At 51.3% G+C, this 24,302-nt stretch carries 17 protein-coding genes; 12 read left to right on the top strand and 5 right to left on the bottom strand.

The features are described from left to right. Nucleotides 1–10: 10 nt before the first annotated feature. From E1B03_RS20260 to E1B03_RS20245, 4 genes are all read left to right on the top strand, one after another. Nucleotides 11–1,603 carry an N-acyl-D-amino-acid deacylase family protein gene (locus E1B03_RS20260; RefSeq protein WP_133086805.1) on the top strand — a complete coding sequence of 531 codons (1,593 nt, stop codon included), beginning with the start codon at nt 11–13 and terminating at the stop codon, nt 1,601–1,603. 78 nt (nt 1,604–1,681) lie between these two features. After that, on the top strand, nt 1,682–2,968 hold the full coding sequence (locus E1B03_RS20255; protein WP_133086804.1) for an MFS transporter: 1,287 nt from the start codon (nt 1,682–1,684) through the stop codon (nt 2,966–2,968). A gap of 418 nt (nt 2,969–3,386) precedes the next feature. After that, a complete protein-coding gene (evgA, locus tag E1B03_RS20250; RefSeq protein ID WP_103769267.1) occupies nt 3,387–4,001 on the top strand; it encodes an acid-sensing system DNA-binding response regulator EvgA in 615 nt (204 codons plus the stop codon). 4 nt (nt 4,002–4,005) lie between these two features. After that, complete coding sequence (locus tag E1B03_RS20245; protein WP_103769268.1) at nt 4,006–7,248, top strand: response regulator; 3,243 nt, start codon at nt 4,006–4,008, stop codon at nt 7,246–7,248. Nucleotides 7,249–7,321: 73 nt separating this feature from the next. Here E1B03_RS20245 and E1B03_RS20240 read toward each other — a convergent pair whose 3' ends face one another. Continuing rightward, nucleotides 7,322–7,948, bottom strand: coding sequence for a YfdX family protein (locus tag E1B03_RS20240; protein WP_103769269.1), 627 nt, complete (start codon nt 7,946–7,948; stop codon nt 7,322–7,324). 280 nt (nt 7,949–8,228) lie between these two features. Here E1B03_RS20240 and E1B03_RS20235 point away from each other — a divergent pair, with 280 nt between their 5' ends. Both E1B03_RS20235 and E1B03_RS20230 read left to right on the top strand, forming a co-directional pair. Then, nucleotides 8,229–8,825: a DUF308 domain-containing protein gene (locus E1B03_RS20235; RefSeq protein WP_103769270.1), complete on the top strand. Its 597-nt coding sequence runs from the start codon at nt 8,229–8,231 to the stop codon at nt 8,823–8,825. Continuing rightward, the gene (locus E1B03_RS20230) at nt 8,825–9,172 is read left to right on the top strand and encodes an HdeA/HdeB family chaperone (protein ID WP_103769271.1); all 348 of its coding nucleotides are present in this window, start codon (nt 8,825–8,827) and stop codon (nt 9,170–9,172) included. Before E1B03_RS20235 ends, E1B03_RS20230 begins: the two co-directional genes overlap by 1 nt. Nucleotides 9,173–9,381: 209 nt before the next feature. On the opposite strand, the gene E1B03_RS20225 is transcribed toward E1B03_RS20230, so the two are convergent. From E1B03_RS20225 to E1B03_RS20210, 4 genes are all read right to left on the bottom strand, one after another. Further along, on the bottom strand, nt 9,382–12,498 hold the full coding sequence (locus tag E1B03_RS20225) for an efflux RND transporter permease subunit (RefSeq protein ID WP_103769272.1): 3,117 nt from the start codon (nt 12,496–12,498) through the stop codon (nt 9,382–9,384). 28 nt (nt 12,499–12,526) lie between these two features. Continuing rightward, nucleotides 12,527–13,684 carry an efflux RND transporter periplasmic adaptor subunit gene (locus tag E1B03_RS20220; protein ID WP_103769273.1) on the bottom strand — a complete coding sequence of 386 codons (1,158 nt, stop codon included), beginning with the start codon at nt 13,682–13,684 and terminating at the stop codon, nt 12,527–12,529. A 277-nt stretch (nt 13,685–13,961) separates the two neighbouring features. Continuing rightward, nucleotides 13,962–14,528 carry a Slp family lipoprotein gene (locus tag E1B03_RS20215; protein WP_103769274.1) on the bottom strand — a complete coding sequence of 189 codons (567 nt, stop codon included), beginning with the start codon at nt 14,526–14,528 and terminating at the stop codon, nt 13,962–13,964. A 243-nt stretch (nt 14,529–14,771) separates the two neighbouring features. Further along, the gene (locus E1B03_RS20210) at nt 14,772–15,626 is read right to left on the bottom strand and encodes a MurR/RpiR family transcriptional regulator (RefSeq protein ID WP_133086803.1); all 855 of its coding nucleotides are present in this window, start codon (nt 15,624–15,626) and stop codon (nt 14,772–14,774) included. 293 nt (nt 15,627–15,919) lie between these two features. Between E1B03_RS20210 and E1B03_RS20205 the strand changes: the two genes are divergently transcribed. The 6 genes from E1B03_RS20205 to E1B03_RS20180 all read left to right on the top strand — a co-directional run bounded on the left by E1B03_RS20205 (nt 15,920) and on the right by E1B03_RS20180 (nt 24,299). After that, nucleotides 15,920–17,425, top strand: coding sequence for a CoA-acylating methylmalonate-semialdehyde dehydrogenase (locus E1B03_RS20205; RefSeq protein ID WP_103769277.1), 1,506 nt, complete (start codon nt 15,920–15,922; stop codon nt 17,423–17,425). Nucleotides 17,426–17,436: 11 nt separating this feature from the next. Next, complete coding sequence (iolD, locus tag E1B03_RS20200; protein WP_133086802.1) at nt 17,437–19,362, top strand: 3D-(3,5/4)-trihydroxycyclohexane-1,2-dione acylhydrolase (decyclizing); 1,926 nt, start codon at nt 17,437–17,439, stop codon at nt 19,360–19,362. A gap of 343 nt (nt 19,363–19,705) precedes the next feature. Further along, nucleotides 19,706–20,692, top strand: coding sequence for an inositol 2-dehydrogenase (gene iolG, locus E1B03_RS20195; RefSeq protein ID WP_133086801.1), 987 nt, complete (start codon nt 19,706–19,708; stop codon nt 20,690–20,692). Between the two features lie 38 nt (nt 20,693–20,730). After that, nucleotides 20,731–21,660 carry a sugar ABC transporter substrate-binding protein gene (locus E1B03_RS20190; protein ID WP_103769280.1) on the top strand — a complete coding sequence of 310 codons (930 nt, stop codon included), beginning with the start codon at nt 20,731–20,733 and terminating at the stop codon, nt 21,658–21,660. A gap of 51 nt (nt 21,661–21,711) precedes the next feature. Beyond that, a complete protein-coding gene (locus E1B03_RS20185; protein ID WP_133086800.1) occupies nt 21,712–23,259 on the top strand; it encodes a sugar ABC transporter ATP-binding protein in 1,548 nt (515 codons plus the stop codon). Nucleotides 23,260–23,270: 11 nt separating this feature from the next. Further along, nucleotides 23,271–24,299: an ABC transporter permease gene (locus E1B03_RS20180; protein WP_103769282.1), complete on the top strand. Its 1,029-nt coding sequence runs from the start codon at nt 23,271–23,273 to the stop codon at nt 24,297–24,299. Nucleotides 24,300–24,302: the final 3 nt, after the last annotated feature.

Raw genomic sequence — 24,302 nt, 5'->3', positions numbered from 1 at the left:
GAGAATAACGATGAAAACCATTTTCAAAAACGGAAATGTAATCGATGGGACGGGCAGTGAAGGCAGAATAGCCGATGTAATGGTTGATGAAGGTCGTATTGTCGCAATCGGTCAAATTGACGTTGGTGTCAATGAACAGGTTATTGATGCAACGGGAAAAATCATATGTCCTGGTTTTATTGATACCCATACGCACTCTGACTTGTCAGCCATTATTAACCCCGCGCTCTCGGCAAAAATTCGCCAGGGTATTACTACCGAACTGTTAGGGCAGGATGGTGTAGCCTTGGCACCGTTGCCTGAAGAATATATTCCGGCCTGGCGTAAAAATATCGCCGGACTGGATGGCGATACCGACAAAATAGATTGGAAATATAAGAATACGGACGGTTACCTCAATTTGCTGGCATCACGTCACCCAGCGACAAACCTCGCGTATTTAGTCCCGCATGGAAACGTGCGCATGGAAGCCATGGGGCTGGATGGGCGTCCTTCCACCCGTGAAGATGTGGCGAAGATGTGCCAAATCCTTGAGCGGGAGTTGAAAGCAGGGGCGTTCGGTCTTTCCACCGGGCTCATTTATATGCCATGCGCCTTTGGCGATACCGCCGAAATGATTGAGCTGTGCAAGGTGACGGCGAAATATGACGGGATCTTTGTGGTGCATCAGCGTAGTGAAGCTGACGATATTATCAACTCAACGCAAGAACTGATTGATATCGCCACAGCTACTGGCGTCTGGTTGCATATTTCGCATATGAAGGTTTGTGGTAAGAAAAACTGGGGGCTGATTGACCAGATGCTGGGCATGCTGGAACAGGCGCAGGAAAAGGGAATTCGTATTTCTTTCGACCAGTATCCGTATGTGGCAGGCAGTACTATGCTCGGTGTGATCCTGCCGCCGTGGGTCCACTCCGGCGGAACGGATAAATTACTTGAGCGCCTGGCTTCGCCAGAGCTGCGCGCCAAAATGATCAACGATATTCAGCAGGGTATTCCCGGTTGGGATAACTTTATCGATTTTGCTGGATTGGATCAGATTTTTGTCACCAGCGTGAAAACGGCAAAAAACCAGGATGCCGTCGGCCTGAACCTCGTTCAATTGGGCGAGTTACGCGGAAAAGATCCGTACAACGCCACCTTTGATCTGCTGTTTGAAGAAGAGAATGCCGTGGGGATGGTCGACTTTTACGGTACTGAAGAGCATGTGATTAAGTTCCTTTGCCGTCCTGAGCAAAACGTCTGTACCGACGGCTTAATGGGGGCCGGCAAACCGCACCCGCGCGTGTTTGGCGCATTCCCTCGCGTGCTCGGTAAATATGTGCGTGAGGAAGGATGTCTGAGCTGGGAAGCGGCTATCCGTAAGATGACAGGTAAACCCGCTGAGGTTTTAGGCCTGCAGGATCGCGGGCTGCTGAAGGTCGGTTTCGCGGCGGATATTGTGATGTTCGATCCGAACACTATTGCTGATATGGGCACGTTTGTTGAACCTAATCAGTATCCCCAAGGGATTGAAATTGTCATGGTTAATGGACGCATTGCCTTAATTAATGGCACGGAAAGTTATGCCTGTAGCGGTACGGTTATTAGAAAACAATATTAATAAATAACGCTAAACACGCATTGATTTATCGCGACCATTTATGGCCGCGGTAGATCACTACACCCTAAGGACATCACAATGAACCTACAAACGTCTTTACCTTCAGGTAAACCAAAGACCTGGAAAGCAAGGTATACCGTCCTGACATTGATCTGGCTGGCGTGGCTGCTCTCTTTTCTCGACAGAATGGTCATGAGCGTTTCGCTCCCTTATATCGGCAAAGATTTAAATCTGGATACGACTCAGCAAGGGTTAATTATTAGCGCCTTTTTTATTGGTTATGCTGCATTTCAAATTCCCGGCGGTTTACTGGCGGATAAGTTTGGTTCGCGCAAAATCATGGCCATCGGTATTGCCTGGTGGTCTGTTTTCACCAGCTTAACCGGCGCGGTGTTGACGCTGCCGCTGATGCTGGCCGTTCGCTTCTTCTTTGGTGTAGGTGAAGGTTGCTTCCCGTCGGCTTCCTGGAAGATGATTTCAACCTATTTCCCGTCGAAAGAGCGCGGCCGCGCCACGGCGATCCAATCCACGGTAAACACCTTAGGCCCTGCACTGGCGGTAGTGGTAGCAGCAAGTATTATCGGGGCCTTTGGCTGGCACATGGTCTTTATCGTGCTGGGTATTCCTGGTTTGTTTATCGCCGCAGGTATCTATTTATTTACGCGTGACAACCCGAAAGATCATCCTGCCATTACGCAGCAGGATCTGGCGGAGCTGGCTGCTGACGAGCAGGGTAGTCTGCAAAACACCAGCGCTATCGCGTTTAAGGATGTACTCAAAATGCCGGTGCTCTGGCAAATGGCAAGTATCTGGTTTTTATTTGATATCACCTTCTGGGGCTTTTCAACCTGGTTGCCAAGCTACCTGATCACCGTACGTGAATTTTCTCTGGCAAAAACCGGCGTCATGGCAGCCATTCCCTTTCTGTTTGGTGCAGGCGGAACGTTAATAGGCGGTTATTGCTCAGATAAGTTCAAACCACAGCGTAAAACGCTGTATGTCGTAACCTCTATTATTGCCGCGGGTTTCCTGTATCTGACTTTCAGCGTGAGCAGTGCAGATATGGCGGTGGTTTATCAGTGTATTTCAGCCCTGTTCATGTTCTTCGCTATGGCGACATTCTGGGGTATTCTGATGGATACTATCCCCAGTAATATCATGGGGCGGGCATCCGGTATCGTTAACTTTGGCGGCCAAATGGCGGGGGTTGTTTCAGCACCTATTATCGGCTGGCTGATTCAAAGCAGCAATGGAAGTTATAACAGCGCCTTTATCTTTATGATTGCCGCGCTGTTATGTTCTGCCGTCGTTACGCTAACCGTGAAAAGTTCGCACGCAGTAGAGGCATTGCCCAGTAAAGCCTGATTAATGGCGATCTCTTGTGGCTCTGCTATTTCAGGGCCACAGGGATTGATGGGCATCAGCGTTTAATTACTCGCAATAACTGAATTTCCCGCCAGGTGTACAGTTACCACTGCAATTCTATTCGCCCCTTAGTGAGAATTAACCATAATAAATGAAAGGCCAATCCTACATGTGTAGGAATATTCCCTCTATAATGTGTTAATGATTTGATCAATAGAAAGGCTCAAGGTTTAATTATTGTAAATCTAAATGTTGTTTTTATGATTAATTCATCTGGATTATGAAAAAAGCATAAAATACACGCATGGCTATGTTAGAATTTGCGACCTAAAGTCTTATGTTTTTAAATCAATAATATTGCAGACTCACCTGCTCTATAGCCATCGCCTCTCTTTATTTATCGGGATTCTTATACGCAATGAACGCGATAATCGTTGACGATCACCCATTGGCCCGCATAGCCATCCGCAACCTACTCGATACTAATGGCATTACCGTAACCACCGAGCTCGACAGTGGGGAGCAAGTGGTTCAAACCGTTGAAAAAATGAAGCCGGAGCTGCTGATTATTGATGTGGATATTCCGGGTATTAGCGGCATCGAAGTGCTGGAGCAACTGAGAAAGCGGCACTACGCTGGCGTAATCATTATCATTTCAGCAAAAAATGAATTTTTCTACGGCAAACGTAGCGCCGAATACGGTGCTAACGGGTTTGTGAGTAAAAAAGAAGGTATGAATAATATTCTTGCCGCAATCGAAGCCGCTAAAAATGGTTATAGCTATTTCCCTTTTTCGCTTGAGCATTTTACGGGGGCATCGGTCAGCGAGCAGGATAAGCTTGATACGTTGTCGACTCAGGAGATGAGAGTGTTGCGCTATATTCTTAACGGTATGGATTACAGCACTATTGCCAGCAAAATGAACATCAGTAATAAAACGGTAAGTACCTATAAAAGCCGTTTGATGGAGAAATTAGATTGCTCATCATTAATGGAAATTTATGATTACGCGCAGAGAAATAAAATAGGATAGAGTAATGCTGGAACGCTTGTTTATTTTTTTGATGGTCATATTTACCATCGGGTTGTCTACGGGTGTAAGCTCAGCTCGGCAGGTTGAGCTAAAAAGTAACTATAATACCTCAGTACAAAATATCAGCTTGAACAGGGAAGAAACAAACTGGTTAGCACATAAAAAAACCTTGGTTGTGGGTACCTGGTTACCGGAAGTCTCCCCTATTGTTTATCAAAATAGCGGTGAATATTACCGGGGAGTCAACGCGGACTATCTTGCGCTAATGCAGAAGAACCTCAATCTAAAAATTGTTATAAAGCAGTATGATAATGAGCAAGAAGCGCTTGCCGCTCTCGCCAGTAATGATGTTGATACGTTGATAACCCAGCTTTCAAGGCGCCAGGATGTAGGTGGGAATTTATTGCGCACTTCGGCATTGCTGACAACGTGGCCAACGCTTGTGACTTCGCTAAAAAACACCATGCTGCCGCTGACCTCGGACCATCAGGTTAGCGTCGCATGCGTGCGGGATTGTCCGTTTATCGATGTTATCCAGGAGGCTTTCCCTGAGGCTAAAGTCTCATTTTACGACGACGAGTACCAGGCCATGGCGTCGGTAGTGAATAACGATAACCAATATTATATTGGTAACAATATTACCAGCAGTCATTGTATCTCTCGATATTTTTCACAATCGCTGGTTATTACGCACTACTTTGATAAACAAGAACAATATAATTATTTTGTGGTTAAGGAAGATCAGCCGGTATTAAGGAATATTCTGGATGGTTTTATTACGTCAATCAGTAATGAAATTCATATGCAGGTCATGCAGAACTGGCTGAACCGCGGCAACCTCGCCTATCTGAATGCGCCTATACCCTTTACTGCTCAGGAAAAAGCGTGGCTGAAGAAGAAGCATACTATTCGCATTTTGATCAATCCAGATTACCCGCCCTATACGCTTGTCGATCGCAGTGGTGAATTACGTGGTATTCTTGGCGATATGCTGAATATTATTCATCTGCAAACGGGGCTTGATTTTGAACCTGTTTTAGCTGATTCCAAAAGTGAACAGATGAAACAAATAAGCAGCGAACGCTGGGATATGTATCCCACTATCACCCTGACGAATCAAAATCTGCACAATTCGACTTTTAGCGATCCGCTGATGAATGTTGCATTTGTGATGATTACTTCCCGCGAGGAAACAGCCGACTCGCTACTGAACAAACCCATCCGTATTGCGTTGCCCGCTGGGCATGTGTTGGAAAGTGACCTGAAACAACGCTACCCGCGGGCCACCTGGGTGAGTGCTGATACTGGCGGCGTCGCAATGACCATGCTTAAGGAAGGCAAGGTTGACGCGGCAATCGCTACCGAATTGTCGGCAAGGTATATGGTCGATCATTACTACCAGAAAAATATGCACTTTTTTAGGCTTCCGGATATGCCTGGAGCGTCGGTAAGTTTTGCGGTTTCCCCCCATGAGCCTGTGTTGAAGTCTGTTATCGATAAAGCGCTACAGGCCATACCGCCACGTGAAATTTTGCAGATGACGGAGAAGTGGTCGAAAATTTCCAATACGCAGGTCGATTTATGGAGTCGATATAGCAAACAGTTCTATCAACTGGTGGTGTTTGCGCTGCTGCTGATTGCGATTAGCCTGATCTGGGGGATTTCACTTTCCCGTGAGGTGAATAAAAGAAAACAATCGCAGCGGTTATTGGAAGAGCAGCTTCATCTCAAAGAGGCATTGTCTCAAGAGCTGGAGATCGAAAAGAACAAGGCGATTGAAGCAACAAAGGCCAAAAGTCGCTTTCTTGCAAGCATGAGCCATGAATTGCGTACCCCTGTAAGCTCGATTGTGGGCTTTGTGGAATTACTGTCGAGTTCAGAACTCAGTCCGGCGCAGCGAAAAGAGGCGATAGCCCTTACCGGGGCGACGGCCCAGTCATTGCTTGGGCTGATCGGTAAGATTCTGGACGTGGATAAAATTGAGTCTGGCAAATACCAGGTTGTGCCGCAATGGACGGATCTCTCACAGCTCATTGAATTGCAGTGCCACTCTTTCGATGCCTTAGCCAGACAAAAAGGCATTACGCTTGCTTGCGCTAGCCAGTTGCCGGCAAACGAGCGGGTCTTTGTCGATCAGCAGGCTTTGCGGCAAATTCTCACTAACCTGGTGGGCAATGCGCTGAAGTTTACCGAACAGGGCAGTATTCACGTGACGGCGCGTTTGACGCCTGACGGGGAGAATCACGGTACCCTGACCATTGTTATTAGCGACACAGGTTGTGGGATAAGTGAAGAGGAGCAGGCAGGGCTGTTTCATCGTTACGCCCAGGGGCGCTGCGGGCGTCAACAAACAGGTTCCGGTCTGGGGTTATTTATCTGCAAAGAGCTGGTGACGCTAATGGGCGGTACGCTGGAATTGAGGAGCATCCTGACGCAAGGAACTACGTTTACCATCACATTGCCGGTGGAGACTGCCCGTCAATCAATTGTACCGGATAGCGACACGCCTGGTGCTAGGTTGCCGCTACCGTGTCTGTCTATTTTGATTGCAGACGACAACCCAACAAATCGTCTGCTGCTTAAGCGACAGTTGAACGCCATTGGTTACAGCGTGGATGAAGCGTGTGATGGTGAAGAAGCCGAAGCCAAACTGAATAAAAAGTCGTATGACCTGTTGATTACCGATGTGAATATGCCGAAGAAGGATGGGTTTGATCTCGCGGCTTCGTTGCGTCGTCAGCAGCCTCATTTACAAATATGGGGACTGACGGCCAGTGCGCTCCCGCAGTCACGCGATAGGTGTCTGCAAAACGGGATGAATTTGTGTTTGTTTAAGCCTGTGTCGATTCAGACGCTGACGCATGAATTGAGTAAAATCGAAACCGGTTATTCGTCCCCTTGCGCAATCAGGCATTTGAAATTCAATGTCCTGACTGAAAATACCGGCGGCGATCGCGCTTTAATGAATGAAATACTCGAAACATTTCGCGAAGCAACGCTCAGCGATTTACAGGCGGCTGAGAAAGCCGTTGTACAAGATGAACCTCAACTCTTTTTACGGGCTCTTCACCGGTTGCATGGCTCGGCGCAAATTCTGGGTATCACTGCGCTACAAAACCTGTGTGAACCTTTTGAATCTAAGCGACATGACTGTCTTCCTCTGGCTGTACGCCAGGAAGCATTACAGAAGATAGTTGCGGTTATGCGGGAAATTGAGATTGAGATCGACAGTCTGATTAGCCATTAACCCCCCCGATCGGGTAGCCGTAGCTGCCCGATCGAGAGAGAAGTCCTGGTTCAACACTCCGTAGTGCTGAGTATTACTGGCCTGCGCCCAGCATTTCGCTATCGATCACAATGCCTTCTTCAGCACCCTTTAACACAAGGTTTGCTTCGTAGTATTTACCAGAGGACAGCAGTTTCTGCGCGCTGGCAACGGCTTTACGAGTCTGATTCAAAGGCATCAGGTATTGGGTCTGAAGCACGTTGATACCTGCCAGTTGCAAGGTATCCACTGCACCTTTCCAGTCGCCTTTGGCCATTTTGCCATTCGCCGTATTGATAGCGGATTCTTTGGCCGGAGTGGCAATATAGTCTTCTGACAGCGCGACAGTCGCGTTAATGATCACGTACTGATCGTCAATCATTTTGGCTTTAGGCGCAGTCTTTACAAATTTTGCCCAGTCGTGGCTGTCACCTGCCAGCAGGGAAGCGGCGTCATCGGTTAATTTTTTAGCACTATCAGGCTGTCCATGAAACAGCGCCAGACGGGCGAGCTGAATATCACGCATCGCATTTGCACCTTGTACTGCAACCTGCATAATATCAGCGGCTTCTTTTTGTACATTAGCGGTAGCAGTTTGTGCCGAAGTGGTAGTGGTCGCTGCCAGTACCGGAGCTGAACCCATCATGGTTGCAAGCAGACCCGCAAGAATAATCTTTTTCATTACTTTCTCCTGAATAAAGTTGGCATATGTCACCAAACGCAATAAGCATATTAAATAAGTTAAATGAGTGGAATCAGAGCCAGGATAAAATAATGAACGTTTAATCTTACAGATGTCAGACGTCTGACACGTGTAGGATTATACGGATAACAGCATTCCTTTATTCTTATATACGAATCCTGAGCGAAAGTCATATCATTCTATTGTAAGTAATATGTTTTAAGTGAGTATTACTCTTTTATTAGTAGGTTACATTGCGTTTCTATGTAACGGAGGATGTATGTTTGTTTTTAATCAGCGTAGCCTGAAAGCGTTTAATGAAAAAACGCTAGTTCATTATAAAAAACACGCCACAATCATGGCGATACTGTTGTTGATTTGTGGTATCTGCTGTTTAATTTATCCAATTGCAGCTGGTGTTTATTTAAGCTATGCAACAGGTTTTATGTTCCTGGTGTGCGGTTTCTATTCTATCTATAGCCTGTTTAGCGCGGGTAAAAAGCAGTTGAAAGCCAAATTTACCTATGCCTTTTTTGCTATCGCGTGGTTACTGCTGGGGTACTGTTTCCTTGAGAATCCTGTGATAGGCATGAATTCATTGGCAATGGTTTTTTGCTGCCTGTTTATTCTCGGCGGTATTTTTCGGGTTGCTTCTGGCGTCAAATTGTTCCGCAGTCCGGGCTACGGATGGAATATTTTTATCGGTATTTTTGACCTGCTGATTGCTGCCGTGTGGCTGAATATGGATCCCGACAGATCTTATGTGTTTACCTCCATCTTTATTGGCGTTGAGATGATCTTTAGTTCGTTGGCTTTTATCAGCCTGCGCAGAAATGCGACGTTAGTACAAACTGGTAAACTCGTCGATAAAAATTAATGCTACCTCTGGAGTGCATTGTGAATATTAAATTGGTTGTTTCTGCAGTTATTCTTATTACCTCTGTTATGGTGCCGATGAGCCGTGCTTTTGCTACGCAGGCAACGGAAGCGGCGCCACAGGACATGACCTGTAAAGAATTCGCTGATATGAGTCGGCAATACATGACAGCAATTGCCTTTGTGATTGTGAATAAAAATTCGGACTTTAAAGGTGATGATTATGTTCCACTGCATGAGGTGGAAACGGTCGCTGTACCGAAAATGATTAAAATGTGTCATCGCCATCCTGATACTAAATTGGGCGAACTGGCCGTAAATCTTAAGGGTTCCGGTCTGCACTATTGATTAACCGTTGTGATAGCCTGGCATTTGTTAGAACTGGCAACCTCTGTACCTACCCCAGTTGTACCTCTACAAGAAAAAATCCGCGTCATGTTTATCCTGCTATCCACGAGAAACTCGCTGGATAGCAGTACCTGCCATTAACCGTAGAACTCATCAGTGAAGTGCCATCCCTGGGATTGATTGCTTTATCCCAGGGATAGGGCAGGGAATCAGCGCCGTGCTTTAAATCGCGCCAACATGTTTTCAACGAGAACAAAGAATAGCGGAACAAAATAGATAGCCAGTACGGTCGCGGCCAGCATCCCACCGATAACGCCCGTACCGACGGCATTTTGCGCGCCAGAGCCTGCGCCGTCGCTTATTGCCAGTGGAATAACCCCGAGGATGAAAGCCAGCGACGTCATTAAAATAGGACGTAAGCGCATTTGCGCGGCCTCTACTGCGGCTTCGAGCGGTGCTTTTCCTTCCTTTTGCATGATCTCGACGGCGAACTCAACGATCAGAATGGCGTTTTTAGCCGACAGCCCCATGGTAGTGAGCAACCCAACCTGGAAGTAAACATCATTGCTCAGGCCGCGCAGGTCGGTCGCCAGCAATGCGCCGACCACCCCGATTGGCACAACCAGCATTACCGAGAACGGAATCGACCAGCTTTCATATAGCGCTGCCAGTGCCAGAAACACGACGATCAGCGAAATGCCGTACAGCATTGGTGCCTGGTTTGTGGACAGTGCCTCCTGATAAGACAGACCGGTCCAGGCATAGCCGACGCCCGCAGGCAGTTTATTTATCAGTGATGCCATAAATTTCATGGCATCGCCGCTGCTTTTCCCTTCAACCGGCTGGCCGAGAATTTCCATTGCAGGCTGACCATTGTAGCGTTCAAGACGAGGAGAGCCGTAGGTCCATTCGGTGGATGAGTAGGCCGAAAGCGGCGTCATTGCGCCAGAAGCATTTCGTACATACCAGTGATTGATATTGTCCGGCAACATACGAAACGGTGTATCGGCCTGTACATACACTTTTTTAACGCGCCCCTGGTTCAGGAAGTCATTGACATAGCGACTACCAAACGCCGTGGAGATGGTCTGATTGATATCCGATAATGCGACGCCCATGGCTTCTGCCTTCCTGGCGTTGACGTGAATGCGGAACATCGGCGTATCTTCCAGACCGTTTGGACGCACCCCGTCAACCTCTCCGGACGACTGGCTGGCCAGCGCCAGAAGCTCGTTTCGGGCCTGCATCATTTTTTCATGACCAAGATTACCGTTATCAAGCAATTCCATATCAAAGCCTGAAGCGGTCCCCAATTCCGCGACTGCGGGTAAATTGAACGGATAAACGACGGCATTATTGATGGTACTTAAGGCCATCATCGCCCGTCGAATAATGGCGGTAACCGAGTTTTCTTCGCCAACGCGTTCTGACCAGGGCTTCAGGCTGATAAATGCCAGACCGTTGTTTTGCCCCTGACCGCTGAAACCAAACCCGCCGACGGTGAAAACGGAAGCGACGTTTTTCTGTTCTTTCGTCAGGTAGTAATCTGTTATTTCCCCGAGCACTTTGCTGGTGTTCACCATTGTTGAACCGGAGGGTAATTGCGCGGTGGTCATGAATACCCCCTGGTCCTCTTCTGGCAAAAAGGAGGTCGGGGTACGTGAAAACAGCACAATCATGCCTGCGCCAATGACTAAATAGACGACCATATAACGGCCTGTGCGACGTAGCAGGGTACGGGTGCTGTCCGTGTAGTGATGGGTGCATTTCTCCATGAAGTGATTAAAACGGGTGAACAGAATATGTGTGTTGGCCTTTTCTCCCTCGTGGGATTTCAACAGCATGGCGCAAAGTGCAGGCGTCAGGCTCATTGCCACAAACACCGACAGCAGCATGGAGGAGATTAAGGTGATGGAGAACTGACGGAAAATTTCACCCGTTGCCCCGCTCATAAACGCCATCGGCATAAATACGGCGGATAACACAACGGCAATACCGACCAGCGCTCTCTGCAACTGGCCCATCGCTTTGTGCGTCGCTGCTTTTGGTGATAAGTGTTCTTCGGCAATAATGCGTTCTACATTCTCAACCACCACGATAGCATCATCGACTAACAACCCTATCGCCAGCACCATACCAAACATCGTGAGCGTATTAATCGAAAAACCGGCGACGTCGAGTATTGCAAAGGTTCCGAGGATAACCACCGGAACGGCGATAGTGGGGATAAGCGTTGCGCGGAAACTCTGTAAAAACAGGTACATGACGAGGAATACCAGAATGATTGCCTCGATCAATGTATGAAAAACACCCTGAATCGAAATCTCGATAAACGGCGTGGTGTCATAGGGATAAACGGTTTTCATACTGGCCGGAAACCAGGCCGATAATCTGTTCAGCTCCTGTTTGACCGCCTGGGATGTTTCCAGGGCATTGGCGCCAGCGGCAAGTTTAATCGCAATCCCGGCGGCGGGTTTGCCGTTGTAACGTGCGACCGTGGCATAATTTTCCGCACCCAGTTCAATACGTGCGACATCGCGCAGCAGAACCTGGGAGCCATCTTGTTGAACTTTGAGGAAGATCTTGCCAAATTCATCGGTAGTTTGCAGGCGCGTCTGGACGATTATCGACGCATTTAGCTGCTGATCGGCTGACTGAGGCATGCCCCCTAACTGCCCGCCGGATATCTGGTTGTTTTGAACCTTAAGCTGGGTAATAACATCCTGCGGGGTGAGGTTATATTTGTCGAGCTTTTGCGGATCCAGCCAGATGCGCATGGCGTATTGCGAGCCGAATAACTGCACGCTGCCCACCCCGGCAGTGCGGCTAAGCGGGTCTTTAATATTCGACGCCACATAGTCGGCAATATCATATTGGCTCAGACTGTTATTATCAGATATAAAGCCGGCGACCATTAAGATATTGCTGCTGGATTTATCAACGCTTATCCCTTGCTGCTGTACCTCCTGTGGCAGGGAAGGCATCGCCAGCTGCAGTTTATTTTGTACCTGAACTTGCGCAATATCAGGTGACGTGCCGGTCTTGAAGGTCAGGATAATCGAGGCATTACCTGCCGCATCGCTGGTGGATGACATATACATCAGGCCATCAAGACCATTCATATTCTGTTCAATCACCTGCGTCACGGAATCTTCAACGGTTTTTGCGTCTGCCCCTGGGTAGGCGGCGCTGATGGTAATGGTTGGGGGAGCAATTTGTGGATACTGGGCGATTGGCAGATTCATTATCGCGATACCACCCGTAAACATCATGATAATGGCGAGCACCCAGGCGAAAACCGGGCGCTCAATAAAAAAGTTGGCCATGAAGAAAGTGTCCTTAATGCCTGAAATATTACTGTTCAGTTACCGCGTCAGGTGTGTTCAGTTTTGAAGGGAGGACCCGGGCTTTGATTCCCGGACGGATTCTTTGTAGCCCGGACACAATGACCCGATCGCCAGGGCGTAATCCTGCAGTCACTAGCCATTGATTGCCAACGGCCTTCACGGCGTTTATTTCGCGCAGTTGCACCACGTTTTCCGGGTCAAGGATCAGCGCGGTGGCTTTTCCTTGCTCGTTATGCGTAATCCCTTGTTGGGGAACCATCAACACGTTCTGTTGGCTGCCTTCGTCCAGCAGCGCTGTGACGTACATGCCGGGTAAAATTTCACCCTCAGGATTAGGAAACACAGCGCGCAGGGTCACCGAGCCGGTGGTCTCATCGACGGCAGGATCGGAAAACTCAAGCGTACCGGTATGGCGATAGGGTTTGCCGTTTTCCAGCATCAGCTCAACCGGAATTTTGCCTTGTCGCTGGGCGATTTTGCCGTAGGCTTTCTCTTCTTTCAGGCGTAGGAAGTCTTGTACTGACTGCGTTAAATCAACATAGATCGGGTCCAACCGCTGAACGGTGACCAGCGCGTTTTCCTGATTAGCAGTGACCAGGGCACCCACGGTCACGGAGGATTTACCGCTGATGCCATCAATTGGTGAGGTGACGTTGGCATAGCGCAGGTTGATGGTGGCCTGCTCAAGATCCGCTTTGGCGACGGCGACATTGGCTTGTGCTTCATTGAGCTGTGAGCGCGTCGTGTCGTAGTCCTGGCGGCTGACGTAATTGGATTTTATTAATGCTGACTGCCGATCTAATGTCAGTCGCACATTATTGGCCGTCGCCATTGCCTTTGCGAGAGCACCTTTGGCCGAATCCAGTTGCGCCTGCAGCGGGGCAGGATCAATTTGATACAGTGACTCTCCTTTGCTGACTTTATCTCCTTCAATAAAGTTGCGTTTTATGATGATCCCACCAACCTGAGGGCGGATTTCGGCGATCTCAAATGAAACCGCGCGACCCGGAAGTTCACTTTTAATATTTACTGAGGAGGGCGCTAAGGTAACAACGCCGACCTCCGGCTCCATGGCGTTGGTTTTTACTGCCGGTTTATTATCGCAGGCGGTGATAATGACGCTACTAAAAAATAATGGTATCAACAGTAAGCATTTTCTGTTCATTGTAATCCCTGAATAATGTGTAAACACAAACTTTCTTTTATTGCATGCAGGGTGGGAGAGTTATCGGTAAATAACAAAAGATGCTCAGACATGAGACGGCTAAAGCCCATTTTTCGCTCAAGTGTTAGCGGGTAAAATTATATGTAACAGGAGGAGTACGTGTTACGCGTAGGATCTCATGAAAGCGGATGGCGCAATTAGGTAAACGCGGGGTGATGAGATGGGCGTTGGTTAGCGCCCGACTCCGGAATATATTAGCGCCATCTTGCTTCTGGGATTATTTCACTAGCTCCGGGGTTACCTGAGTTACAGTATTAGCGTAGTAGGGACCTCCCCACATAGGTTCAGGCCAGAACGCGCCATAGCCGTAATCCCACATATTATAGGTGGTGTTGACAGACTCAGTTAAATGCCAGACCTGAATGCCCTGTAAATCAACTTTAACAAAGTTGTACGGGACTTTGTTGATGAATCCTGACTCATCCCCTTGAATTGTACCCAAAATAGTCACGAAATGGTTTCTGTAGTTTACCGGATCGAGAAAACCTTTCTGCTGGGCAAGAATACGTCCCTGATAGCTCGCGTCTATTTGTGGCTTAGCATAGTCGTTCAGTGGCAAAACGGCGATTTCCAGTAACGTATCCGTTTTGGTGTTAATCACATTGATGACTTTACCACCAAAACGGGCCTGCTGGCCGGTATATAATCCCGGCTGGTTATGCACGGAGATAAAGTTTTTTTGTATATCAGGTTGATTATTACCTTTGATATTCTCAGGAATGGAAGCACATGATGCCAGGGTGAAAGCAAGGGCAATAATCATCAACCCTTTTGTTTTTTTCATTTTTACTTTCCTGCTAAAAAAAGACAGGCTTATAGTAAACCTTTGCTCATTATTGTCAGCAAGCGTGCCGTTGATTATCCAAAATTAATATTATTGTAGCTTATGGTAATAACGGACAGTATTTTAACTGGTCGCTGAATGAGGGCGATATTTTCAACGACCATAAAAGTAGCGGCAGGCATTACTCTTGCGCGCCACGTTGGTGGATGTTTAATAATGCGGATATCAATTTGCTGACCGCGCTTACCCGACAGAATGACCGCGTTCATTGCTCCCATCACCCAGACGGTAAGCCAGCGCCACCACTAGCGACTGCACCAGACACAGCGTCGCTGACTGGGAGCGAAACGCGTCAACCTGCGCCTCTTTTACCACAAAGCAGAGATCGCTGAACGTTGCCAGCGGGCTTATCTGGCTGTCGGTAATGACAATCTGGCGCGCGCCTGCATTGGCCGCGGTTTCGCTGACCATCACCGTCTCTTCCGCATAAGGCGAGAAGCTGATCGACACCACGATATCACGCGCTTTGATGCGGTTAATCTGCTCACGCAGCATCCCGCCCATTCCGTCGAGCAGAATAGGGCGACACTCAAGATGGCTCAGGGCGTAGGTGAGATAGGCCGCCACGCTAAAAGAACGACGCAGACCGGCGATGTAGATGGTGTCGGCTTCTGCCAGTAATTGTACGGCGTGTTCCAGCATTTCTGGTTCGGCACGGGCTGCCAATTGCTGTAGGGCCTGAGTATTCGAACGGGCGAACTCTTGCAGGATATCGAGCGGAGTTTCCGGTACGGCTTCACTTTCCATCTCGCGGAACAGGCGCGCGCGGTCGCTGTAGCTGGCGGTTTCCTCCACGAGGTTCATACGAAACAACTGTTTCATTTCGTTGAAGCCGGTGAAATCAAAGGCATTGGCAAAGCGGATCAGCGTCGAGGGCGGCACTCCGGCACGCTCGGCAATGACGGCAACCGTATCAAAGGCCACGCTATTCGTATTATCCAGCACATAGCGGGACACCTGCTGCAGCCTCTTACTCAGGCTATCGTAGCGATCGCGGATCTGCTGCTGCAGTTCGTTCAGGCTGGTTGCTGTCGTCATTTTACCTCCGGGTACATAGTTTTATGATTCTAAACGCAAAACCGCGTCTTTGAAATGTCACGCATTCATCTGACCGTAAAAACGAAACAAAAAATTCAGATTGATTGCCTGCTGAAACGTTCTGCCAGTACATGCTAGTCATGTGATTTCGCTTGTTAACATAAAAACCCATCCTTGATCACATTAATCATTATTTATTTTATTTCAACTTAAAATGGAATGTTTGTTTCATATATAGTACACAGATAACAGCGTTCAGGTAACAATCACGTATCAACAGCGAGAGGTTAAGGATGGAGACAGTAGCGAATTTTATTCATGGCGAATGTGTCACCGGTTCAGGCCAGCGCGTACAGGCGATCTTCAACCCGGCCACCGGCGAGCAGATCCGTCAGGTGGTGATGAGTACGACACAGGAAACCGAACAGGCCATCGCGGCAGCGCATGATGCGTTCCCCGGTTGGGCGCGACATTCTCCACTAAAACGTGCGCGAGTGATGTTCCGCTTTAAGGCGCTGTTGGAACAGAATATGGAAAAGCTGGCTCGCATCATCAGCGAGGAGCATGGCAAGGTGTTCTCTGATGCGGTCGGCGAACTGACGCGTGGTCTGGAGGTCGTGGAGTTTGCCTGTGGCATTCCGCATCTGCAAAAGGGCGAACACTCCGCCAATGTCGGGACCGGCGTTGACAGCCACTCGTTGATGCAACCGCTCGGGGTTTGCGTTGGGATCACGCCGTTTAACTTTCCGGCGATGGTACCGATGTGGATGTTCCCCATCGCGCTGGCAACCGGCAACACCTTCGTGCTGAAACCCTCGGAAAAAGACCCTTCTCTCGCGCTGGCGCTGGCGAAACTGTTGCAAGAGGCGGGGCTGCCGGACGGCGTGTTCAACGTGGTACAGGGCGATAAAGAGTCCGTTGATGTCCTGCTGACCGACCCGCGCGTGCAGGCCGTGAGCTTTGTCGGCTCAACGCCGATTGCGGAATATATTTATCAGACGGCATCGGCCCACGGTAAGCGCTGCCAGGCGTTGGGCGGCGCTAAAAATCACTGCATTTTAATGCCGGATGCTGACATGGATATGGCGACTAACGCCATTATGGGGGCAGCTTACGGCGCGGCGGGTGAACGCTGCATGGCACTCTCAGTCGTGCTGGCGGTGGGAGATAAAACGGCGGATGAACTGTGCTCGCGACTGGAAAAACAGATTGCCGCGCTGCGCGTCGGACCGGGTCTTGATCGGTCACCGGAGAACGAAATGGGGCCGCTTATCTCTGCGGCGCACCGTAATAAAGTGCTCGGATACATCGACAGTGGGGAATCACAGCGGGCCAGCCTGCGTGTTGATGGTCGGCGTTTTAGCGTTAAAGGCCACGAGCAGGGCTATTTTGTCGGGCCGACCTTGTTTGATAACGTCACGCCGGAAATGACCATCTATAAGGAAGAGATTTTCGGGCCGGTACTTTCTGTGGTGCGCGTAGCCGATTACAACAGCGCGGTGGAACTGATTAACCGCCATGAATATGGTAACGGCACGGCGATTTTCACCCGCGACGGCGGCTGCGCGCGTCGTTTCTGCGAAGAGGTGCAGGCGGGCATGGTGGGCGTAAACGTGCCTATTCCGGTGCCGATGGCGTTCCACAGCTTCGGCGGCTGGAAGCGTTCGATTTTTGGCGCGCTCAACGTGCATGGTAACGATGGCGTGCGCTTCTACACCCGCATGAAGACCGTCACCGCACGCTGGCCGGAGATGCTGCAGGACACAGGGGCCGCGTTCTCCATGCCAACGCTGGGCTGACAGGAGGGTTTATGCAAACCGAACGTATGACCATGGCTCAGGCGCTGGTCAAATTCCTTAATCAACAATATGTTTGTGTCGATGGCAAGGAAACCCCCTTTGTTGAGGGCGTCGCCACCATCTTTGGTCACGGTAATGTGCTCGGCATCGGCCAGGCGCTGGAGCAGGACCCCGGTCATTTGCGGGTGATGCAGGGATGTAATGAGCAGGGTATTGCGCACATGGCGAGCGGGTTTGCCAAACAGCATCGACGCCAGCGTATTTTTGCCGTGACGTCGTCGGTTGGACCGGGGGCGGCGAATATGGTAACCGCCGCGGCGACCGCGACAGCGAACCGTATTCCGCTATTGCTGTTGCCCGGCGATGTTTACGCCAGCCGTCAGCCGGATCCGGTATTGCAGCAAATTGAGCAATTCCATGACCTTGGCATCAGCACCAACGACTGCTTCCGCCCGGTCTCGCGTTACTGGGACCGCATTAATCGCCCGGAGCAGTTAATGAGCGCGATGCTAAACGCGATGCGAACGCTTACTGACCCCGCAGATACTGGTGCCGTAACTATTTGCCTGCCGCAGGATGTGCAGGGAGAAGCCTGGGACTATCCGCAGAGCTTCTTTGCGCGCCGCGTTCATCTGATCGAACGTCGCCCGCCCGACCCGCAGCGTCTGGCGATGGCGCGGGCGCTGATTACCCGCAAATGCCGTCCGCTGGTGGTGTGCGGTGGCGGGGTACGATATTCCGGCGCGCATGAGGCGTTTCGCGAATTCGTCGAGACGCTGCAACTGCCGTTTGCCGAAACTCAGGCCGGAAAGGGAGCGCTGGTTAGTGACCACCCACTTAACCTCGGAGGCATTGGGGTCACCGGCGGGATGGCTGCCAATCTGCTCGCTCCGCAGGCCGATCTGGTGATCGGCATCGGCACGCGCCTCACCGACTTTACCACCGGTTCGAAAGCGCTGTTTTCCCATCCTGACGTTGATTTCCTGCTGCTGAACGTGGCGGAGTTTGACGCGCTAAAACTGGATGCCACTGCGCTTATCGCCGATGCCCGTACCGGGCTTAGGGCATTAACCGAAACGCTGCAAGACTACCGCGGCGCTTGGGGGGCCGAGGTCGCGCAGGCGCAAGCGGCCTGGCGCGATGAGTGCCAACGTTTATGGGAACGCGACTGGCATCCCAACGACGTACCCGAAGTGGCAGGGCATCTTGACGCCCAACTGGCGGAATATGGCGACACGCTTAACACCCGCTTGACCCAGACGCGGGTACTGGGACTTATCAATCAACACATCGAAGATAACGCTATCGTCGTGGGGGCCGCCGGCTCGCTGCCCGGCGATTTGCAGCGTATCTGGCAGGTCAAAACTCCGGACTGCTATCACCTGGAATACGGCTATTCCTGTATGGGCTATGAGATTGCGGCGGCCATCGGGGCCAGGCTGGCGCAGCCGCAGCAGCCGGTTTATGCCATGGTGGGGGATGGCTCATATATGATGCTGCATTCCGAACTACAAACCGCCGTTCAGGAAGGGATAAAAGTCACTATCCTGCTGTTTGATAACGCCAGCTTCGGGTGCATTAACAATTTGCAGATGGGTCACGGGATGGGGAGTTTCGGCACGGAAAACCGTCACCGCAACCCGCAAACCGGACGGTTGGATGGGCCGCTGGTGAAGGTTGATTTTGCCCAGAACGCCGAGAGCTACGGCTGTCGCGCCTGGCGGGTACATGATGAACAAAGCCTGCTGGCGGCGCTGGAAGCCTCCCGCGCACATCCTGGCCCTACGCTGCTGGACATCAAAGTCCTGCCGAAAACCATGACCCACGATTACGCCGCCTGGTGGCGCACTGGCGATGCGCAGGTGGCAGAATCACCGTCGGTGCGAAAAGCCGCCGAGCAGACGTTTGAGCAGGTGAAAAACGCTCGTCAGTACTGAGGTCTGTATCTGATGCCTGATGGCGCTAAACGCTTATCAGGCCTACGGTTAACGCCAATTGTAGGCCGGATAAGCGCAGCGACATCCGGCAACCTGCGACAACGAAATTTTCATTTCATTTTTCCTTTCTCTTCATCCATCGCCTCCTTCCTGAACGGAAGGGGGCCAATTCCTGCATTATCTCTGCCTTTATGTTGTGATATTGATAACAGATTTTATCTCGATCATCTCAAAAGTGTTAACTTGCACTCAAAAACATAATTTTCACTATTTATAAAAATGAAATAAATGTTTTATTTAAGGGGTCGTTAGTTCATCGCATTCACCAACACCGGGAGCCGTTATGTTTAACATTGCTTTACTGGGCGCTGGCCGAATTGGCCAGGTACATGCAGCTAACATTGCCAGTCACAGTGCCACCACACTCTGGTCCATCGTCGACCCGAATCAGGAATTTGCAACCCGTCTTGCCACTCAGTACCAGGCTCGCCTGCAAAGCCTGGATGAGGCGATGACGGATCCTAACGTTCACGCCGTGCTGATCGCCTCCGCAACCGATACCCACGCGGATCTGATTGAACTGGCCGCTCGACATGGCAAAGCCATCTTCTGCGAAAAGCCGGTCCACCTGGATCTGGCCCGTGTGCGCGATTGTCTGAAAGTCGTCAAAGAGTACGATGTACCGTTGTTTATCGGTTTCAACCGCCGTTTCGATCCTCAGTTCCGCCGAGTGAAAACTGACACCCTGGCCGGGCGTATCGGTAAGCCGGAATCGCTTTTGATAATCTCCCGCGACCCGTCGCCGCCCCCTGCGGAATATGTACGCGTTTCCGGCGGAATGTTCCGCGATATGACCATCCACGATTTTGATATGGCGCGCTTTATCATGGGCGAAGAGCCGGTTTCAGTGTATGCCCAGGGCAGTAACCTGGTCGATCCGGCGATTGGCGAGGCGGGCGATATCGACACCGCGTTCATCGTACTGAAATATGCCTCCGGCGCGATGGCGACCATCGTCAACAGTCGCCGTTCATCCTACGGCTACGACCAGCGCCTTGAGCTGCACGGCTCTGAAGGGCTGCTGTGCGCGGGCAATATTCTCGAAAACCAGGTGCAGCACTACGCGAAGACCGGCTGCACCAGCGCGTTACCTGAACACTTCTTCTTGCAGCGTTATAAATCGGCCTATGCCGCGGAATGGGAGCACTTTGTTGCGGTACTGCGCGGCGAAGCGGTCCCTGATTGCAGCGGGGACGATGGTGAGCGTGCGCTATATCTGGCGGATAAAGCGCTGGAGTCACTGTATAGCCAACGTGAAGTTCTCCTCTGATTGTCACCACAACCTACCCTACACAGAGAGACATAATAATGAAAAAACTGATCTTAGCCGCCCTCATCGCCATGACGTCCGGGGCTGCCCTCGCCGAAAACGAGCAAATTGTTTTCAGTACGCCAAACCTGGCCATGCCGTTTGAAGTTCACATGCAGCGCACGGCGGTGAAAGCCGCCAAAGAGATGGGCGTGAAGCTTCAGGTGCTGGACGGGCAAGGTAGCTCGCCAAAACAGGTCGCTGACCTGGAAAACGCCATCACCCGCGGGGCGCAAGGTTTTATCGTCTCCCCGAACGATGTCAACGCGGTGTCCAGTGCGGTAGATGAAATTCAGGATGCGAAACTGCCCGTGGTTACCCTCGACCGCTCCGTTGACAGCCAGAAAAAAGTGCCGCACTTCGGCGCCAACAACTACAAAGGCGGCCAGGCGATTGGCGACTTTGTCAAAACCAAATTCCCTGACGGGGCGGACATCATTCTGCTAACCGGCCAGCCAGGTTCTTCCTCCAACATTGAACGTACCAAAGGTATTCGCGACAGCCTGAAGGCGGGCGGTGAAAAGTACAAGATTGTCGCCGATCAGACCGGTAACTGGATGCGTTCTGAAGGAATGCGCATTGTTGAAAGCGTGCTGCCTTCATTGCCGAAACGTCCGCAGGTGATCCTCTCCGCTAACGACGATATGGCGCTGGGCGCGATTGAAGCCCTGCAGGGGCAAGGGCTGAAACCGGGTGAAGTTCTGGTCACGGGCTTCGATGCCGTACCGGAAGCGCTGGCGCGCGTGCGCGACGGCTGGCTGGCAGTGACGGCGGATCAGCGTCCTGGTTTTGCGGTGAAAACGGCCATGAGCCAGTTGGTGAATAACGTACGGGAGAAAACCGCGATCACCGGGGCTGACTATCCGCCAACGCTTATCACCAAAGAGAACCTGCAACAGGCTGAGCGTATCGGCGAAGCTGGCAATTGATATGTCCGCAGCCGCCGTTACGGCGGCTCACTCTAAAGGAGGAGCAGACCGATGTCGCAACCCTTACTGAAAGTGACTGACCTGGCGAAAAGCTTTTCCGGCGTCTGGGCGCTGAGCAGCGCGCAACTGACCGTCGGAGCAGGCGAAATTCATGCGCTGTTAGGTGAGAACGGTGCCGGAAAATCGACCCTGCTGAAAGCGCTGGCGGGCGCACAACCGCAAACACGTGGGGATATCTGGTTTAACGGCGAAACGTTGCCGGTAGAGGACTCTCCGGTAGAGCGGCAGAACAAGGGCATTATCACTATTTATCAGGAATTTAATCTGCTGCCCAATATGACCGTCGCCGAGAATATGTTCCTCGGGCGTGAACCGCGCAAACGCAATCTGATCGTCGACGAAAAGGCGGTGAATCAGGAAGCGCAGGTGATTCTGGATTATTTGCAACTGAACGTTGCGCCAACCACGGCCGTGGCCCGACTGAGCGTGGCGCAGCAGCAAATGGTGGAAATTGCGCGGGCGCTGACGTTGAACGCAAAGCTCATCATCATGGATGAACCTTCCGCCGCGCTGAGCGACAGCGAAGTAGAAAGTCTGCACCGGGTGGTACGGGAACTTAAAGGGCGTGGCGTGAGCATCATCTATGTGACCCATCGCCTGCATGAAGTGTTTCAACTTTGCGATCGGTTCACCGTTTTCCAGGATGGGCGTTTTACCGGGAACGGCGCGGTTGCGCAGACCACCGTAGAACAGCTGATCCGCCTGATGGTTGGGCGCGATGTGGCCTTTAATCGCCGCCCGGCCAGCGAAACTCATCATGAAGATAAACCTGTACGTCTGGCGGTGAAGGGGCTTAACCGTGAAAAGCCGCCGTTGGATCCGCATGGCATTGCGCTGCACGACATTAGTTTTCATGTTCATGCTGGAGAAGTGTTAGGCATCGCCGGGCTGGTTGGCGCGGGGCGTACCGAAGTGGCCCGCTGCCTGTTTGGCGCCGACGGTTTTACTTCCGGCAGCTTTGAACTCGATGGCGTGCCGTATCAGCCGCGCGATCCGCTGTTTGCGCTGGATCAGGGGCTGGCGCTGGTTCCTGAAGATCGTAAAAAAGAGGGGGCGGTGCTTGGGCTGTCGATCCGCGACAACCTGTCGCTCTCCTGCCTCTCCTCGCTGCTGCAGTGGCGCTGGTTCGTGAACACCCGCAAAGAGGACGACCTGATTGAGTCCTACCGCCAGGCGCTGCAGATCAAAATGGTCAACAGCGCGCAGGAGGTGCGCAAACTCTCCGGCGGGAACCAGCAAAAAGTGATCCTCGCGCGCTGCATGGCCCTTAACCCTCGGGTGTTGATCGTTGATGAACCGACGCGCGGCATCGACGTGGGGACCAAATCAGAAGTCCATCAGGTGCTGTTTGATATGGCGAAAAAGGGCGTGGCGGTGATCGTGATCTCCTCCGATCTGCCGGAAGTGATGGCGGTTTCCGATCGGATCATCACGCTGAGTGAAGGTCGGGTGACTGGCGAGATCCACGGTGACGACGCCAATGAAGAGCGGCTAATGACGATGATGGCCATCAACCACAACGCCCTGAATGCGGCATAACGGAGTGATTCATGACGCAGATTATTTCTAAAACGCAGGTTCCAGCCAAACGCGGCGGACGTCTTGATCCCATTGCCTTTTTTGAGCGCTTTGGGGTACTGATTTTCATGATCTTGCTGCTGATTTTTTTTCAGTTGCAGAACAGCAACTTTCTTTCTGAACGCAATATTTTCAACATCCTGACCGAAGTCTCCATCTACGGGATCATGGCAGTGGGGATGACGTTTGTCATTCTGACCGCCGGGATCGACCTCTCCGTTGGCTCCATCCTGGCGGTGTGCGCTATGACCGCCGCGTATGTGATTAAGGGCGACAACTTCACCACCGTCGACCCGAACGCCTGGGGCGGCATGAGTTGGCTGATTGGCCTTGGGATCTGTATGGCGATGGGGACCGCGATTGGTTTCCTGCATGGCCTCGGCGTGACCCGCCTGCGTCTGCCGCCGTTTATCGTCACCCTCGGTGGGATGACCATCTGGCGCGGCCTGACGCTGGTGATTAACGACGGTGCGCCGATTGCCGGTTTCGACGCGGGCTACCGCTGGTGGGGACGCGGCGAACTGCTCGGCATCTCTATTCCGATCTGGATCTTCGCCATCGTCGCTATAGGCGGTTATCTGGCGCTGCATAAAACCCGCTGGGGGCGCTTCGTGTACGCCATCGGCGGCAACCCGGAGGCGGCGCGCCTGGCAGGGGTCAACGTGAAGCGCGTGCTGGTGAGCGTTTACGTGTTAATTGGCTGTCTGGCGGGGCTGGCGGGTTTCATCCTCAGCGCGCGGTTGGGCAGTGCGGAAGCGGTCGCCGGGATCTCGTTTGAGCTGCGCGTCATCGCTTCGGTGGTCATTGGCGGTACTTCGCTGATGGGCGGCTATGGGCGCATCGGCGGCACCATTATCGGCTCGATCATCATGGGCATCCTGATTAACGGTCTGGTGCTGATGAACGTCTCGGCTTACTACCAACAAATTATTACCGGCTTAATTATCGTTCTGGCGGTGGCGTTCGATACCTACGCCAAGAGCCGTCGCGGCGCATTGTGAGGA

Source organism: Citrobacter arsenatis, assembly GCF_004353845.1.
Lineage (GTDB): Bacteria > Pseudomonadota > Gammaproteobacteria > Enterobacterales > Enterobacteriaceae > Citrobacter > Citrobacter arsenatis.
Note: the sequence above shows the minus strand (reverse complement) of the source record. Positions and strands in the feature narration are given on the sequence as shown.